The 15,109-nt window shown below is 65.2% G+C and carries 11 protein-coding genes; 6 read left to right on the top strand and 5 right to left on the bottom strand.

Going from position 1 to position 15,109, the window contains the following annotated elements; all coding sequences use genetic code 11:
• Window positions 1-17 precede the first annotated feature (17 nt).
• The 3 genes from ACW17X_RS02505 to ACW17X_RS02495 all read right to left on the bottom strand — a co-directional run bounded on the left by ACW17X_RS02505 (window position 18) and on the right by ACW17X_RS02495 (window position 3,476).
• Entirely contained in the window at window positions 18-1,820 is a 1,803-nt protein-coding gene (locus tag ACW17X_RS02505) for an IlvD/Edd family dehydratase (protein WP_492099512.1), read from the bottom strand.
• A gap of 1 nt (window position 1,821) precedes the next feature.
• Window positions 1,822-2,571 carry an SDR family NAD(P)-dependent oxidoreductase gene (locus ACW17X_RS02500; RefSeq protein ID WP_492099511.1) on the bottom strand — a complete coding sequence of 250 codons (750 nt, stop codon included), beginning with the start codon at window positions 2,569-2,571 and terminating at the stop codon, window positions 1,822-1,824.
• A 131-nt stretch (window positions 2,572-2,702) separates the two neighbouring features.
• On the bottom strand, window positions 2,703-3,476 hold the full coding sequence (locus tag ACW17X_RS02495) for an IclR family transcriptional regulator (RefSeq protein ID WP_492099510.1): 774 nt from the start codon (window positions 3,474-3,476) through the stop codon (window positions 2,703-2,705).
• 201 nt (window positions 3,477-3,677) lie between these two features.
• On the opposite strand from ACW17X_RS02495, the gene ACW17X_RS02490 reads away from it, so the two are divergent.
• The 6 genes from ACW17X_RS02490 to pelA all read left to right on the top strand — a co-directional run bounded on the left by ACW17X_RS02490 (window position 3,678) and on the right by pelA (window position 13,379).
• Window positions 3,678-5,252, top strand: a complete 1,575-nt coding sequence (locus tag ACW17X_RS02490; protein WP_492087085.1) for a sodium/sugar symporter — start codon at window positions 3,678-3,680, stop codon at window positions 5,250-5,252.
• A gap of 1 nt (window position 5,253) precedes the next feature.
• The gene (locus ACW17X_RS02485) at window positions 5,254-6,159 is read left to right on the top strand and encodes a 2-dehydro-3-deoxygalactonokinase (protein ID WP_492099509.1); all 906 of its coding nucleotides are present in this window, start codon (window positions 5,254-5,256) and stop codon (window positions 6,157-6,159) included.
• Entirely contained in the window at window positions 6,156-6,794 is a 639-nt protein-coding gene (locus tag ACW17X_RS02480) for a 2-dehydro-3-deoxy-6-phosphogalactonate aldolase (RefSeq protein WP_492099508.1), read from the top strand. The genes ACW17X_RS02485 and ACW17X_RS02480 overlap by 4 nt, the downstream gene beginning before the upstream one ends.
• A gap of 146 nt (window positions 6,795-6,940) precedes the next feature.
• Window positions 6,941-8,569, top strand: a complete 1,629-nt coding sequence (locus ACW17X_RS02475) for a family 43 glycosylhydrolase (RefSeq protein ID WP_492099507.1) — start codon at window positions 6,941-6,943, stop codon at window positions 8,567-8,569.
• A gap of 240 nt (window positions 8,570-8,809) precedes the next feature.
• The gene (locus tag ACW17X_RS02470; RefSeq protein WP_492099506.1) at window positions 8,810-12,211 is read left to right on the top strand and encodes a TonB-dependent receptor domain-containing protein; all 3,402 of its coding nucleotides are present in this window, start codon (window positions 8,810-8,812) and stop codon (window positions 12,209-12,211) included.
• Between the two features lie 88 nt (window positions 12,212-12,299).
• Entirely contained in the window at window positions 12,300-13,379 is a 1,080-nt protein-coding gene (gene pelA, locus ACW17X_RS02465; protein ID WP_492099505.1) for a pectate lyase, read from the top strand.
• On the opposite strand, the gene ACW17X_RS02460 is transcribed toward pelA, so the two are convergent.
• Both ACW17X_RS02460 and ACW17X_RS02455 read right to left on the bottom strand, forming a co-directional pair.
• Complete coding sequence (locus ACW17X_RS02460) at window positions 13,376-14,257, bottom strand: aldose 1-epimerase (protein ID WP_492099504.1); 882 nt, start codon at window positions 14,255-14,257, stop codon at window positions 13,376-13,378. The genes pelA and ACW17X_RS02460 overlap by 4 nt on opposite strands.
• Entirely contained in the window at window positions 14,254-15,108 is an 855-nt protein-coding gene (locus ACW17X_RS02455; protein WP_492099503.1) for an SMP-30/gluconolactonase/LRE family protein, read from the bottom strand. Before ACW17X_RS02455 ends, ACW17X_RS02460 begins: the two co-directional genes overlap by 4 nt.
• Window position 15,109 lies beyond the last annotated feature (1 nt).

Below are 15,109 nucleotides of genomic sequence, written 5' to 3'. Positions count from 1 at the left end.
ACTGATGCAGCTCAACCTCAATGGTTGTCGCGCGGCAGGCCGAACTTGTCGACGATGCGGTGGTATTTGATCGCGGGCTCAAGCACGGCGCCCGTCTCCAGCTGACCGACCGTGGCGCGTTGAATCTCCTGCCAAGGCGTTTGGGAGGCCGGGTACTTGTAGCCGCCCGTCGCTTCAAACGCCTTACGGCGCTCGGCCAGTTCCTCGTCGGAGATCAGGATGTCGGCGCGACCGGTGTTCAGGTCGATCCGCACCCGGTCGCCGGTCTTCAGCAGGGCGATATTGCCGCCGGCCGCCGCCTCGGGCGAGGCGTTCAGGATGGAGGGCGAGCCCGAGGTGCCCGACTGGCGTCCATCGCCGATACAGGCCAGAGCGCTGACGCCCTTCTTGATCAGATAGGACGGCGGCCGCATGTTGACGACTTCGGCCGCGCCGGGATAGCCGATGGGGCCGGCGCCGCGCATGAACAGCAGGGTCTGTTCTGTAATGCCCAGGCTCTCGTCGTCGATCCGGTGGTGATAGTCCTCGGGCCCGTCGAACACGACGGCCGGGCCTTCGAAGGCGTTCAGGTCGTCGGGGTTTGACAGATAGCGCTCGCGGAACTCGGGCGAGATCACGCTCAGCTTCATGATGGCCGAGTTGAACAGATTGCCGGTGAAGACGACGAAGCCCGCGTCGGTCTTCATCGGAGCGTCGAAGCTCTTGATCACGTCCGGCAGAACGATCTCCGCGTCGCGGCAGTTGTCGCCGATCGACTTGCCGGTGACGGTCAGGGCGTTCTCATTGATCAGTCCCTGCTTCATCAGCTCGGACACGACCGCCGGCACGCCGCCGGCATGGAAATAGTCCTCGCCCAGATAGTCGCCCGCCGGCTGAAGGTTCACCAGCAACGGCACGTGCAGTCCCTCGGTCTGCCAGTCCTGCAACGGCACATCGACATGAGAATGGCGGGCCAGGGCGGTCAGGTGGATCGGGGCGTTGGTCGAGCCGCCGATGGCGGAGTTGACGACGATGGCGTTGTGGAAGGCTTCCTTTGTCAGGATGTCCGACGGCTTCAGATCTTCGCGCACCATTTCGACGATGCGCCGACCGGTCTCATAGGCGACCTGGGCGCGCTCGCGGTAGGGCGCCGGAATGGCGGCCGAGCCGGGCAGCGACATGCCCAGGGCCTCGGCCAGCGAGTTCATCGTCGTCGCCGTGCCCATGGTGTTGCAGTAGCCGACCGAAGGGGCCGAGGACGCCACCAGTTCGATGAAGCCGTCATAGTCGATTTCGCCGGCCGCCATCATCTGGCGCGCCTTCCAGATGATCGTGCCCGAGCCGGTGCGCTCGCCCTTGTGCCAGCCGTTCAGCATCGGTCCGACCGACAGTGCGATGGCGGGAATATCCACGGTCGCGGCGGCCATCAGGCAGGCGGGCGTGGTCTTGTCGCAGCCGATGGTCAGAACGACCCCATCCAGCGGATAGCCGTACAGGCTCTCAACCAGACCCAGATAGGCCAGGTTGCGGTCCAGACCGGCGGTCGGGCGCTTGCCCGTTTCCTGGATCGGATGGACCGGAAATTCCATGGCGATGCCGCCCGCCTCGCGGATGCCCTCGCGCACGCGCTCAGCCAGCACCAGATGGTGGCGGTTGCACGGCGAAAGGTCCGACCCGGTCTGGGCGATACCGATGATGGGCTTATTGGACTGAAGCTCTTTTCGCGTCAGGCCATAGTTCAGATAACGCTCCAGGTAGAGGGCCGTCATGTCCGGGTTTTCCGGATTGTCGAACCAGGCGCGGCTGCGGAGCGTCTTATGGGGCTTCGAGGTATCGGTCATTTCAGGTCCAGCCGCCATCGACGACATAGTGTTGATTGGTGATCGCCCCGGCCTCGTCCGAACACATGAAGACGACCATCTTGGCGATGTCGTCCGGCACGAGCCGGCGCTTGAGGCACTGGTTGGCGTAGATTTCTTTCTCGGTCTCCGGCGTGACCCACAGCTCGAGCTGGCGTTCGGTCATGATCCAGCCGGGCGCCACAGCGTTCACCCGAACGCCGAAGGGGCCAAAGTCGCGGGCCAGCGAACGGGTCAGGCCGATGACGGCGGACTTGCACGCCGTATAGGCCGGCATTCCGCCCTGCCCGATGATCCAGGAGGTGGAGCCCAGGTTGACGATGGCGCCTTTGCCGCTCGCCTTCATGTCGGGCAGCACCGCCTGGGCGGCGAAGAACTGATGCTTCAGGTTCACGGCCATCCGGCCGTCCCAATATTCCTCGGTCACGTCCAGGGTCGCATGGCGTTCGTCATGGGCGGCGTTGTTGACCAGGATGTCGATTGGGCCGAACGCGGCGCGCACCTCGGCCACCGCCGCCTTCAGCGCCGGAATATTGGTCAGGTCACAGGCGACGAACAGCGTGTCCGCCCCCAGCTCGGCCTGAAGCTTGGGTCCCCGTTGCGCATCAATATCGAGAAAGCCCACGCGGGCGCCCTGGGCGTGAAAGGCGCGGACAATGCCTTCGCCGATGCCGCCGGCGCCGCCGGTGACGATGACGGTCCTGCCTTTGAGGTCAGTGTAGATGGCGGCCATGATTCGAAGCGCGCCTCCTCGACGCCCGCCGTTTTATCGACGGCTGCTGATCTTTCACAAATGAAAGTCGTTACCGTCAACGAAAATGACGACTGGCTTTGCTCCTGTCAACGGCCGAAACTCGCCGGAGATCAAGCTTGTGAGACGGCGCTCATCTGATCGGAAATCGCCCCGGCCGCCTGGACCAGCAGGGTCGCCGCCTGATCCTTGGTACAGACCATCGACGCCTGCTCGATAAAGGGCGTGATCAGGGTGGCGATGACGCCGTCCGACCCCATGATAGGCGCGACCAGGTCGGTGACACCGACCACGAAATCACTGGCGCGCTCGACATGAGCGCCTCGGGTCATGGCCATGGCCCGCTCTGCGAACTCGGTCACATCCGCCTCTCCAAATAGGGAGACCAGACTGTCGTGCAGATGTTTGCGCGCCCGCGGATTGGACCGGGAATAGAACATCAAGCCAGACGTCGCGTGCAGGATGCTGCGGCGATAGCCGATCCGCACCGAATAGCCGAGGTCGCCGGGGCTCTCGATCCGGGCGATCACGACGATCTGGTCGCCGGACGGGACGACGAGATGGCAAGACTGCAGAGTGTTCGACGCCAGATCCCGCATGGCCGGCATGGCCACATCGACCAGCGACTTGATCGGCGCCTGGGTCATGCCCAGGGTAAAAAGGCGATTCGTCAGGCGATAGCCGTCCGGCGACTGTTCGATGTAGCCGCGAAACTCCAGCACCTGGATCATGCGGAACAGTTCGCTGACCGAACGTCCCAGCGTCGCCGACATCTGCGACGGCGTCATCGGTTCGCCCTGAGCCGACAGCAGTTCCAGAACGTCCAGCCCCTTCTCCAGCGCGGGCGCTCTATATTTGCGGTCGTCAGTCGGGTCTTGATCGGTCATGAGAATCCTACGGCAAGATCCAGAGGCTAACGGGGCGTCACCTTTGAGTGAAGCCGCGAGCGCGCCGACCTTAGCATTGTTGCGGGTAAAATCTCCCCGCATATATAAAAATATCGTTGCGGCGGATGGACGCCTCCCCTAGGCTTTGCGGGAAGCCCGGACCAAGGGCCGCCCGCACCAAGGGCTGTAGGGGAAATGCACATGACGCTTGCGGGCATCGATCTGGCCATTCTGGCGATCTACGCCGTCTTCATCTTCGGCCTGGCCCAGTGGGTCTCTCGCAGCAAGGCCGGCGAGCAGAAGACCTCCACCGACTATTTCATGGCGTCCAAGAGCCTGCCCTGGTGGGCCATCGGCGCCTCGCTGATCGCCGCCAACATCTCGGCCGAACAGATCATCGGCATGAGCGGCTCGGGCTATGTGATTGGCTTGGGCATCGCCTCCTACGAATGGATGGCGGCCCTGACCCTGCTGATCGTCGGCAAGTTCTTCCTGCCCATCTTCCTGCGCAACGACATCGTCACCATGCCGCAGTTCCTGCAGCAGCGGTACGGACCGACGATCCGCAACGTGATGGCCGTCTTCTGGCTGCTGCTCTACGTCTTCGTCAACGTGACCTCGATCCTGTGGCTGGGCGCCATCGCCGTCCACACCGTGACCGGGTTCAACCAGGACTACGCCATCGTCGCCATCGGCGTCTTCGCCCTGGCCTATCAGCTGTGGGGCGGTCTGAAGGCCGTGGCCCTGACCGACATCGTCCAGGTGGCCCTGCTGGTCTGCGGCGGCCTGATCATCGGCTTCATCGCCCTGTCCACCATCGGCGGCGCGGGCGGCGCCCTCGCCGGCTTCAACACCCTGCTGACCGAGTTCCCGGACAAGTTCGACATGATCCTGTCCAAGGACAGCCCCCACTATCAGGAACTGCCGGGCATCGCCGTTCTGCTGGGCGGCCTGTGGGTCATGAACATCAGCTACTGGGGCTTCAACCAGTACATCATCCAGCGCGCCCTGGCCGCCAAGTCGCTGCACGAAGCCCAGAAGGGCATCGCCTTCGCCGCGTATCTGAAGCTGCTGATGCCGGTGATCGTGGTCCTGCCGGGCATGGCCGCCCTGATCCTGGCGCCGAACCTGTCGGCGCCGGACCAGGCCTATCCCTCGATGATGAACCTGCTGCCGGTGGGTCTGAAGGGCCTGGTCTTCGCCGCCCTGATCGCCGCCATCATCGCCTCGCTGGCGTCCAAGGTGAACTCGATCTCGACCATCTTCACCCTGGACCTCTACGCCAAGATCAGGAAGGACGTGCCCGAGCATCAGTTGGTCACCGTCGGCCGCATCGCCGCCGTCGTCGCCGTGATCATCGGCATCCTGACCGCCCGTCCGCTTCTGGGCGGCTTCGACCAGGCCTTCCAGTTCATCCAGGAGTTCACGGGCTTCTTCACGCCGGGCATCGTCGTCATCTTCATGCTGGGCCTGTTCTGGAAGCGCGCGTCTGAAGCCGGCGCCCTGACCGCCGCCATCGGCTCGGTGGTGCTGTCGGCCATCTTCTGGTGGCTGCAGGAAACCGGTCAGTTCATCTTCCCCTTCATGAACCGGGTCGGCGTCGTCTTCGTCGTCTCCCTGATCGCAGCCGTCATCGTCTCCCTGCTGGTCCCGGCCAAGCCGGACGCCATGAAGATCAAACTGGACCAGATCAGCTACAAGACGTCGCTGGGCTTCAACCTGGCCGCCGTCGGCGTGGTCTGCTTCCTGATCCTGGTCTATTCGATCTGGTGGTAAGGTGAGCGTGACGACAGGTCTGATCGGACCAGGCCTTATCGGCATTGACTGGGGCACCAGCAATCTGCGCGCCATGCGGATCGCCGAAGGCGGGCGGGTTCTGGACAGTCGTTCGGACCCGCGCGGCGCGGGCGGCCTGACGCCTGACCAGTTCCACGACGTCCTTCAGGACGTCGCCGGCGACTGGTTGGATGAAGGCCTGCCTGTCCTGGTCAGCGGCATGGCCGGCGCACGCGGCCGTTGGCGAGAAATGGCCTATCTGCCCTGCCCCGCCGGCGTCACGGATCTGGCCGGCGCCGTCGCTTCGCCGGATGACGCGCCTCTGGTCCGCCTAGTACCCGGCGTCGCGGCGTTTGAAGACGGCCGCCTGCAAGACGTGATGCGCGGCGAAGAGACCCAGGTCCTGGGTCTGGACCTTCAGGACGACGCCGTAGTGGTCGGTCCCGGCACCCACAGCAAATGGGTCCGCACCGCCCAGGCCCGGATCACCGGTTTCCGCACCTTCATGACCGGCGAGTTGTTCGCCGCCATCCGCAAAGGCACGATCTTGGGCGCCGACATGGGCGATCCGGGCGTGGATGACGACGCCTTCGCCGCCGGCGTGGCGCGGGCGCTGCACGACCCGGCCGTGACCGCCAACCTATTCTCGGTGCGGGTCGAAGGTCTCGCGGGGCGGCTCTCGGCCGCGGCCGCCGCCGACTATCTGTCCGGCCTGCTGATCGGGGCCGAGATCACCGCCCAGGTCGACGCTCGCGACCGTCCGATCATCCTGATCGGCGCCGAGCCCCTGTGTCGCCGCTACGCCGCCGCTCTGGCCCTGGGCGATTTCCAAGACGTCCGCATCGCGGACGGCGCCGCCGCCACGGCCCTCGGCCTGTGGCGCATTCACGAGGCTGTATCCCGATGATTACCCCCACCGTCGAAAGCCTGGACGCCCTGCCGCTGATCGCCATCCTGCGCGGGCTGACGCCTGACGAGGCGGTCGCGGTCGGGGAAGCCGTCGTCGCTGCCGGCTTCCGCTGCCTGGAAGTGCCGCTGAACTCACCCGATCCGCTGGAGAGCATCCGCCGTCTGCGCGCAGCCCTGGACGGCCGCGCCCTGGTCGGCGCCGGCACGGTCCTGACCGTCGCCGCCGCGCGCGAGGTCGCGCAGGCCGGCGGTCAGCTGATCATCTCGCCCAACACCAATACCGACGTGATCCGCGAGACCAAGGCGCTGGACCTGCTGTCCCTGCCCGGCTTCTTCACTCCGTCCGAAGCCTTTGCAGCCCTAGAAGCCGGCGCCGACGCCCTGAAACTGTTTCCGGCCGAGGTCGCGGGAACGCCGGGTCTGAAGGCCGTCCGCGCCGTCCTGCCCGCCGCCACCCGCGTCTATCCCGTGGGCGGCGTCGATCCCGACAGCATGGCTCAGTGGTTGGCCGCCGGCGCTTCCGGCTTCGGCATCGGCTCCGCCGTGTTCAAGCCCGGCCAGTCTGCTGAAGAGGTCGGCCGCAACGCCGCCGCCTTCGTCTCGGCCTGGACCGCCGCCGCCCCGGCGCGCTGAGCAAGGCCTGGCCCGCACTATCCAAAACGTCCACTCCGTCCGATCACCTTGGGCAGGATGTCGCGCTTTTTCAAATTGACACCGGTGACACAGCCCGGCTCCTATGTCGCTCGCTTCGGCCAATAAGAGCAGACGAGGAAACGACCATGAGATTCATCGACCGCCGGGCCGCCTTGGCCGGCCTGCTGGGCGGCGTCGCGGCCTCGGCCCTGCCCGTTCGCGCCGCCTTCGCCCAGACCCATGAGGAAGCCGCGCCCCTGGGGCGGGAATGGGCGCACATGAAATGGCGTCGCGGCGTCGAGGGCCAGCGGATGGCCGACCTCGGCGACGGCACATTCCTCAATCCCATCGTCGCCGGCGACCACCCGGATCCGTCGATCCTGAAGGACGGCGAAGACTACTATATGACCTTCTCGTCGTTCGAGTCGGTGCCGGGCATCCACATCTGGCATTCGCGCGACCTGGTGAACTGGCGGCCGGTGACCGCGGCCCTGACCACCAATATCGGCTCGGTCTGGGCGCCGGAGCTGATCAAGCACGAGGGGCGATTCTACTGCTATATTCCGGCTCGCTTCCCCGAATACCGCTCCAACTATGTCATCTGGGCTGACCGGATCGAAGGGCCGTGGAGCGAGCCGATCGACCTGAAGCTCCCCGCCCACATCGATCCGGGCCACATCGTCGGCGAAGACGGCAAACGCTATCTGTTCCTGAGCGGCGGCGACCGAGTGAAGCTGACCGATGATGGCCTGGCCCTTGATGGGCCGGTGGACAAGGGCGTCTACAAGGCGTGGCGCTATCCCGACGATTGGATCGTTGAAGGCTTCGCCCAGGAAGGACCCAAGCTGCTGAAACGCGGCGAGTATTTCTACATGATCACCGCCATCGGCGGCACCGCCGGACCGCCCACCGGCCATATGGTCATCGCCGCCCGGTCGAAATCGATCAATGGCCCCTGGGAAGACTGCCCCCATAACCCGATCGTACGCACCCGGTCTGGTGCGGAAAAATGGTGGTCGCGCGGCCACGCCACCTTAGTGGAAGGGCCGACGGCCGGCGACTGGTGGATGGTCTATCACGGCTATGAGAACGCCTATTGGAGCCTGGGCCGTCAGACGCTTTTGGATCCCATTGAATGGACCGAAGACGGCTGGTTCCACGCCAAGGGCGGCGATCTGTCGCAGCCAATTCCCCAGCCCAAGGGTGGCCAGGCCGTACCTCACGGCATGGCCTTGTCGGATGATTTCTCCACCGACAAGTTCGGCCTTCAGTGGAGCTTCTACGACCCGCAGCCCAACGAAAAGGACCGCTTGCGTCGCCAGAACGGCGTGCTGCACATGCGGGCCAAGGGCAAGGCGCCCGTCGATTGCTCACCCCTGACCTTCGTCCAGGGCGAGCAGGCGTATCAGATCGAATGCGAGATCGAGATCGACCCGGGGGCCGTGGCGGGTCTGATCCTGTTCTATGACCGCGCCTTATATGCCGGCCTCGGATTCGACGCCCAGAGGTTCGTCACCCACCAGTACGGAATCGAACGCGGACGCCCGGCGAATCCGCACGGCCGACGCATGTTCATCCGCCTGACCAACGCCTACCAGAACCTCTATTTCGACACCTCGCCCGATGGCCAGACTTGGTCCCGGTTCGACCGAGGCATGGAAGTTTCCGGTTATAATCAAAATGTTCGCGGCGGCTTCATGATGCTGCGCCCCGGTCTCTACGCGGCAGGAGACGGTGAGGCGCGCTTCCGCAATTTCAAGTTCAAAGCCTTGTAACAGCAACCCACGGCGGAGGGCCGCCCGGCCCTACCGCCGTTGGCGCGTCCAACACTGCAGGATCCGAAAGCAAAATTTGGGGCTGGCGCTCGCCTTATTTTAGCCATATGACACCGGTGACATTGCAAGACGGTCGTTGGATCGTAGTGAAATGAAGCAGGCTGTCCCCCGGTGAGCGAGGGACGGGGATATCGGCATCCGGCCCGTCAGAGGCTGGAGCGGATGAAACGGAGGGAACGGATGCAAAACCAAACCATAGGACATTTGCGCGCGGCGGCCTCGCCGGCGGCGATCTTGATGGGGGCGATGCTGTTCGCCGCCCCTGCTTTTGCTCAGGAGACTGAGCAGGCCGCGACGGTCGATGAAGTCGTCGTTACCGGCATCCGCGCCTCGCTGGCCAGCGCGCTCAGCGAGAAGCGCCGCTCCAACACCATCGTCGATGTGATCAATGCCGAGGACATCGCGGACTTCCCGGACGCCAACCTGGCGGAATCCCTGCAGCGGATCCCCGGCGTCTCGATCGACCGTGAGAACGGCGAAGGCAATTCGATCTCGGTGCGCGGTCTGGGCGGCGACTTCACACGGGTTCGGCTGAACGGCCTCGAAACCCTGTCGACTTCGGGCGCCAGCAGCGCCGACGGCGCCCTGCGCCGGGATCGGGGCTTCCAGTTCAACACCTTCGCGTCGGAACTGTTCAACTCGCTGAAGGTGCAGAAGTCCGCCGACGCCCAGACCGACGAAGGCTCTCTGGGAGCGACGGTCGATCTGATCTCGGGCCGTCCGTTCAACTTTTCCGAGCGTCGTCTCGCCCTGACCCTTCAGGACGCCTATTACGAGAACGGGGGCAACCACAGCCCCCGCGTCGCCCTGCTGGCGTCGGACCGCTGGACCAGCAAGATCGGCGAGTTCGGCCTGCTGGGCTCTCTCGCCTACAATGAACGCAAGCAGGTGATCGACAGCTATCAGCGTCAAGTCGGGTCCATGGACTACGCCTATCGCGGCGCGACGTTCAACAACGTCGGGTCCAACTCAGCCGGTGATCATCAGGGTTTCGCCCTGCCCATCGGAACTCCGCTTTCAGCCCTGCCCCGCGTGACCAATCCAGAGGCCCTCGGTTATCTGATCGGGTCGGACCCCGAGGCCTACGCCCTGATCAACGGCGGCGGCACGCGCGGATCCCTGGTCCGCATTCCCGCCCTGGCGACGCTCAACCACCGCGAGGTCGAACAGGACCGTCTGGGCGTGACCCTGTCGGGCCAATGGCGACCGACGGATCGTACGACGATCAACTTCGACAATCTCTATTCGGAGATGACCCAGACCTCGACCAACTACCAGATCGGACCGGTCGGGCTGAACCGCAACAACACCAACGGCAACCGCACACTGACGTCGTTCAGCTATTTCACTGAACCCACGGCCAGTTCTGGCAACAACAGCTATCGCAACCGGCGAAGCGTCTATGCCAACTGCACGGCTCAGGCCGCGACGGAGTTCCGCGACGCCATCGACTGCGGCCAGTCTCTCTATGGCAGCACGCCGCTGTTTACCACTGCGCCAGGCGCGACGAGCCAGACCTTGAACGCCGGAACCGGCAGCTTCAATCCGAACAACCTTGAGGTCTACGACTACTACAACCAGCCGGGTTCGGTCGGTTATATCGCCCATCCGGACTATCTGGCGCGGCGGGGCGCGTTTATTGGGCGGCCGTCGGTGCGGTTGATGGATGCGGGGCTTAGCGCGACCGGGGCTAACGCCAACTATCTGGTGTTGGGCAATGTCGACATGCGTTCGGCGGTGGACCAGGGATCCTACACCACGAAGTTCCGTCAGAACTCGATCAATATCGAGCATGACTTCAGCGATCGTTTCAGCATGTCGCTGCTGATCGGCGACTCGGAATCGACCAACGAGAACACCGGCGTGCTGGCGGACTTCATCCGTCTGGACTCCGGCCAGGGCGTCGCCGGCAACGACTATTTCGTCTATGACGACCGCGCGGGCGGCGACATGCCGTTCATCGACTTCGGCTTCGACGTGGCCGACCCGAACAACTGGGACTTCGTCAAGGGCTACTCCGCCCTGCGGGCCTTCCGCACCGTCACCGAGAACGGCTATCAGACGGCCAAGGCCGACTTCCGATGGGACTATAACGACTACGTCACCCTGCGGTTCGGCATCGGCAAGCGGAAGTTCGACTTCTACTATACGCGTTTCGAACGGCTGGTCTCCGACACCATGAACCCCAGCCTGCTGGAAGGGGTGAATACGGGCCTGGCCCAGGCGACCACGGTCGGGGACATGGGTCAGGCGGTGAGTTGGGGCGACGGTCTGGATGTGCCGGACGGCATGCCGACCTCCTTCTTCGCGCCGAACCTGCAGGCCTTCCAGAACCGCTTCGGCTTCGACTGCGATTGCATCAATGAGTGGGGCGACTGGCGTCTGTCGGATCTGCGCAACGGCGGGGTCAACACCTTCTGGGTCGATGAGGAAAGCCTGTCCTACTACGGCCAGATGGACTTCGACCTGCCGCTGCCGATCGGCACGCTGCGCGGCAACGCCGGCCTGCGCCGCGCCGAGACCAGCGTGGAGTCGCGCGGCCGTTCGCCCAGCGGCCGCCCCATCACCAACGATAACGAATACAACGACACCCTGCCGTCGCTGAACTTGGCGTGGGAGCCCAACGACAAGCTGATCTTCCGCTTCGCGGCCTCCAAGGTCATGGCCCGGCCGCAGATGACGGCGCTTCAACCCGGTGTCACCGCCTTCACCGTGCCTGTCGGCGTAGCCGGCGCCGCAGCCGAGTTTGACGGCTCCAACGCCCAGATCACTCTGGGCAACACCAAGCTGAAGCCGTTCCGCGCGACCAATCTCGACTTCAACGTCGAATGGTATTTCGCCAAGGACGCCCTGCTGTCGGTCGCCTATTTCCACAAGGAGATCGAGAGCTTCCCGCAGGTCGTGCTGCGCGAAGGCAAGCTGAGCGACATCTTCGACGCGGAACAGATCGCCAATCTGCGCGCGGCCTATGACGGCCTGGTCGATCTCGCATCGGACAGCCGCCGCGCCTATATCGACGCGGATCAGCCCTTCGTGCTGCGCCAGTATGATGACGCGCCCGGCGGAACCCTGTCCGGGTTCGAGATCGCCTATCAGCAGAACTTCACCTTCCTGCCGGCGCCCTTCGACGGCTTCGGGGTGCAGGCCAACTACACCAACATCGAGTCCGAGCTCGAATATATCCTGGACCCGGCGCGAAATCTGACGGGCACCGCGCCCTTCCTGGGAGCTTCGCCGGAATCCTTCAACGCGACCGTCTTCTACGAAGTCCCGCGCTGGAGCGCTCGTGTCTCGGCCGCCTATCGCGCCGCCTATCAGACCACCTATCCGCTGGCGGCGGGCGGCTGCGATCCGGGTCAGTGTGATTCGCCGCTGATCAACGACTTCATCGGCTCGAACGAGACCCTGAACGTCGACGCGGCCTTCACCTACAAGCTGACGGATAATGTCACGATCACGGCCGAAGCCCTGAACCTGACGAACCAGAAGGACGAGCGCTGGGCCTATCAGGACGACCCGCTGGTCAACAGCTACGGCAGCACCGGCCGCCAGTATTTCGTCGGCGCCCGCTTCGTCTTCTAAGCTCGTCACCTTCTCCCAAGGAACGAACCTGAAGGGGCGCTGGAGCATCGGCGCCCCTTAATTTTTGAGTGAAGTCGGAAAGAGTCTCATGAGCCCGCGTCGTCTGATCCTGACATCGACCCTCGCCCTGATCCTGTGCTCGACCGCACCGGCCCCCGTTTTTGCCGCACCTCAGACGGACGCACCCGCCTGGGGGTCGCAGGTGGTGCGGCGGCCGGCGGATTGGTACGGGTCCGACGCTGCACGGGACATGGCCGCGAGGGTGGTCCTGCATCAGTCGTCCGAAGGCGGATGGCCCAAGAACACCGACCTGTTCGCCCCGCCCAGCCCAGACGCCGATCCGGGCCTGACCAACACCATCGACAACGACGGCACCACCCTGCCGCTCGACTTTCTTGCGCGTGTCATAAGCGCGGGCGACGAGACGACGCGCCCGGCCTTCGACCGGGGTCTGGACTATCTGCTGGAGGCGCAACGGCCGAACGGCGGATGGCCCCAGTTCTATCCGCTGCGGGGCGGCTATTACGACCAGATCACCTATAATGACGACGCCATGGTCCGCGTCCTGCGCCTGTTGCAGGGCGTCGCCGCCGGTCAACCGCCCTACGCCTTCGTCGACGCCGCGCGCCGCGCCCGCGCGGCCGAAGCGGTTGAGGCGGGAACGGCCCTGATCCTGAAGACCCAGGTGCGTCGCAACGGTCGCCTGACCGCCTGGTGCGCCCAGCATGACGCCGTGACCCTGGAGCCCGTCTGGGCCCGCCGGTTCGAACCCCCGTCGCTGTCCGGCAATGAGAGCGTCGGCGTCGTTCGCTTTCTGATGAGCATCGACCGCCCCTCGCCCGAAGTGATCGCTGCAGTCGAGGGCGCCGTGGACTGGTTCCAGGCTGTGGCCATGCCAGACCTTCGGGTCGAGGCCACCCAGACCGATGGCAAGCCGGATCGCCGCATCGTGGCGGCGCCGGGCGAAGGTCCGCTGTGGGCGCGCTTCTATGACCTGAGGACGGACGCGCCGATCTTCATGGGCCGGGAGTCCATCGCTCGCGCCAGCCTGGCCGAGATCGAGCAGGAGCGCCGCGCCGGCTACCACTATGTCGGGACCTGGCCCGCCGCCTTGATCAATGTTGATTATCCAGCGTGGCGGACCCGGCTGGGCCTGCCCACGCCTTAGAGGGCTTCGGCCGTAACGGTCATGATCAAGCTCAGGCTTTCGCCTGGCAGCAGCCGCGCCAGACCGCCCCGCTCGCCCGCCGGCGCATTCAACACGTCCGGCCGATGGGTCACAGGCTCCACACAGAAGAAGTCAGCGCCAACGGGCGCATAGATCTGCGCCCAGTCTGCGCCAGGCCCGCCGCGCATGATCACGCGCCGGCCCCCGCCTTCCATGACCGCATCGCCGTTCCAGCCGGCATAGGCGTGATCGACGAAGGGCGCTTCGGCCAGGGCCAGTCCGCCGCTCCAGTCCGTCACCACAGCGGGCGCCGCCAGCCGCTCAGGAATTTCGCGCGCGTCGGTCAGCCAGACCCCCGTCGCCGAAAGGCTGAGGCGACTGTCGGCGGACTTGTGGAAATAGGGGTGCAGCCCCAGGCCCGCCGGCATGACCGCATCGCCGGTGTTGGTCACCGACAGGATGATCTCGAGACCGCCTTCGGACAGTCGAACCGTCTGCCGCGCCAGCCAGGGCCAGGGCCAACCCGCGCCGTCAGGATCGACGTCACCCGGCCAGTTCAGGCTCATCTCGACGCTGTCTTCCGAGGCGGTCTCGACCGTCCAGGGGTTCAGCCAGCCGTCGCCGTGCAGAGCGTGGGGCGCAAACCGATCAAGCGCCGTCAGACGCACGTCCCGGCCCTCGAAACCGAACCGCGCGTCGGCGATCCGGTTCGCATAGGGAACCAGGGGGAAACAGGCCGTCTCCAGCATGTCGGTCGCCCCTTCGGGCGTCGGTCGGAACACAGGCTGTCCTCGCCAGTCCAGGCTCAGGACCGCCCCCCCCTGCTCCGGCGCCACGGTCGCGCGCCAGTCGCCGGCCGTCAGCATCAGCAGGCTCACAGGCGGATCTTGTTCTGGCGCAGGCCCGGCGTCTCGACCCGAACACGATACAGGCCGCCCAGGGTCGGCTGTTCGCCGCGCTTGTCGGCATTCCCCAGCCAGGCCGTGGTCATATAAACGTCGCGCAGATCCTCGCCGCCGAAGGCCGCCTTGGTCACGGTCTGGACCGGAACCTCGATCTTGCCGATCCGCTGGCCGTCGGGAGCGAACTTCGCCACGCCCCAGCCGTTAAACAGGCCGACGTGCAGGACGCCTTCGGAATCCATGCTGGGTCCATCGGCGTAACCGTCCTCGGTGACGGCGAAGACCCGCCGGTTCGACAGCACTCCGTCCGCATGGTCGAAGGCGAGGACCGTCTTGGCCAGGGTGTCGTGGTGATACAGAATCCGGCCGTCCGGGCTCAGGCACGGCCCATTGGTCACGCCATAGCCGTCGTCATGCCGGGTCAGCTCGCCCTGGAACCAGCGATAGAGGGCGCCGGTCTGGACCTCTTCGCTGTCGTCCATCGACCCGAACCACAGCGAGCCGTCCGGCGCGACGAAGCCGTCGTTCAGGCGGTTCTGCGGCCGGTCCTCTTCGACCGGCTGGATCAGGGTGAAGACGCCGCTCTCGGGGTCGAAGCGGTGCAGACCGCCCCGAACCCCGCAGATCAGCGACCCGTCTTCCGACGGCAGGGCGAAACCGGTCTGGTCGGGCGTATCCCACGAAGCGGTCTCGCCGCTCGCGGGCGTGTAGCGGTGCAGTTTGCGACCCTTGATGTCGACGAACCATACCGCCTTGCGCTCGGCGTCCCAGACGGGGCCTTCGCCCAGCTCCGCCTGAATATCCCAGACCAGTTCCACATCGCTCATA

The sequence above is a fragment of the Brevundimonas sp. FV1ye4L genome (assembly GCF_058681255.1).
The sequence above is the reverse complement of the archived record's forward strand: the minus strand, read 5'-3'. Positions and strand labels throughout refer to the sequence as shown.

What these genes read in the sequence shown, in the direction of transcription:
- ACW17X_RS02470 (WP_492099506.1), top strand. Translation starts at nt 8,810, where the DNA reads ATGCAAAACCAAACCATAGGACATTTGCGCGCGGCGGCCTCGCCGGCG.
- ACW17X_RS02505 (WP_492099512.1), bottom strand. Translation starts at nt 1,820, where the DNA reads ATGACCGATACCTCGAAGCCCCATAAGACGCTCCGCAGCCGCGCCTGG.
- ACW17X_RS02500 (WP_492099511.1), bottom strand. Translation starts at nt 2,571, where the DNA reads ATGGCCGCCATCTACACTGACCTCAAAGGCAGGACCGTCATCGTCACC.
- pelA (WP_492099505.1), top strand. Translation starts at nt 12,300, where the DNA reads ATGAGCCCGCGTCGTCTGATCCTGACATCGACCCTCGCCCTGATCCTG.
- ACW17X_RS02480 (WP_492099508.1), top strand. Translation starts at nt 6,156, where the DNA reads ATGATTACCCCCACCGTCGAAAGCCTGGACGCCCTGCCGCTGATCGCC.
- ACW17X_RS02490 (WP_492087085.1), top strand. Translation starts at nt 3,678, where the DNA reads ATGACGCTTGCGGGCATCGATCTGGCCATTCTGGCGATCTACGCCGTC.
- ACW17X_RS02475 (WP_492099507.1), top strand. Translation starts at nt 6,941, where the DNA reads ATGAGATTCATCGACCGCCGGGCCGCCTTGGCCGGCCTGCTGGGCGGC.
- ACW17X_RS02495 (WP_492099510.1), bottom strand. Translation starts at nt 3,476, where the DNA reads ATGACCGATCAAGACCCGACTGACGACCGCAAATATAGAGCGCCCGCG.
- ACW17X_RS02455 (WP_492099503.1), bottom strand. Translation starts at nt 15,108, where the DNA reads ATGAGCGATGTGGAACTGGTCTGGGATATTCAGGCGGAGCTGGGCGAA.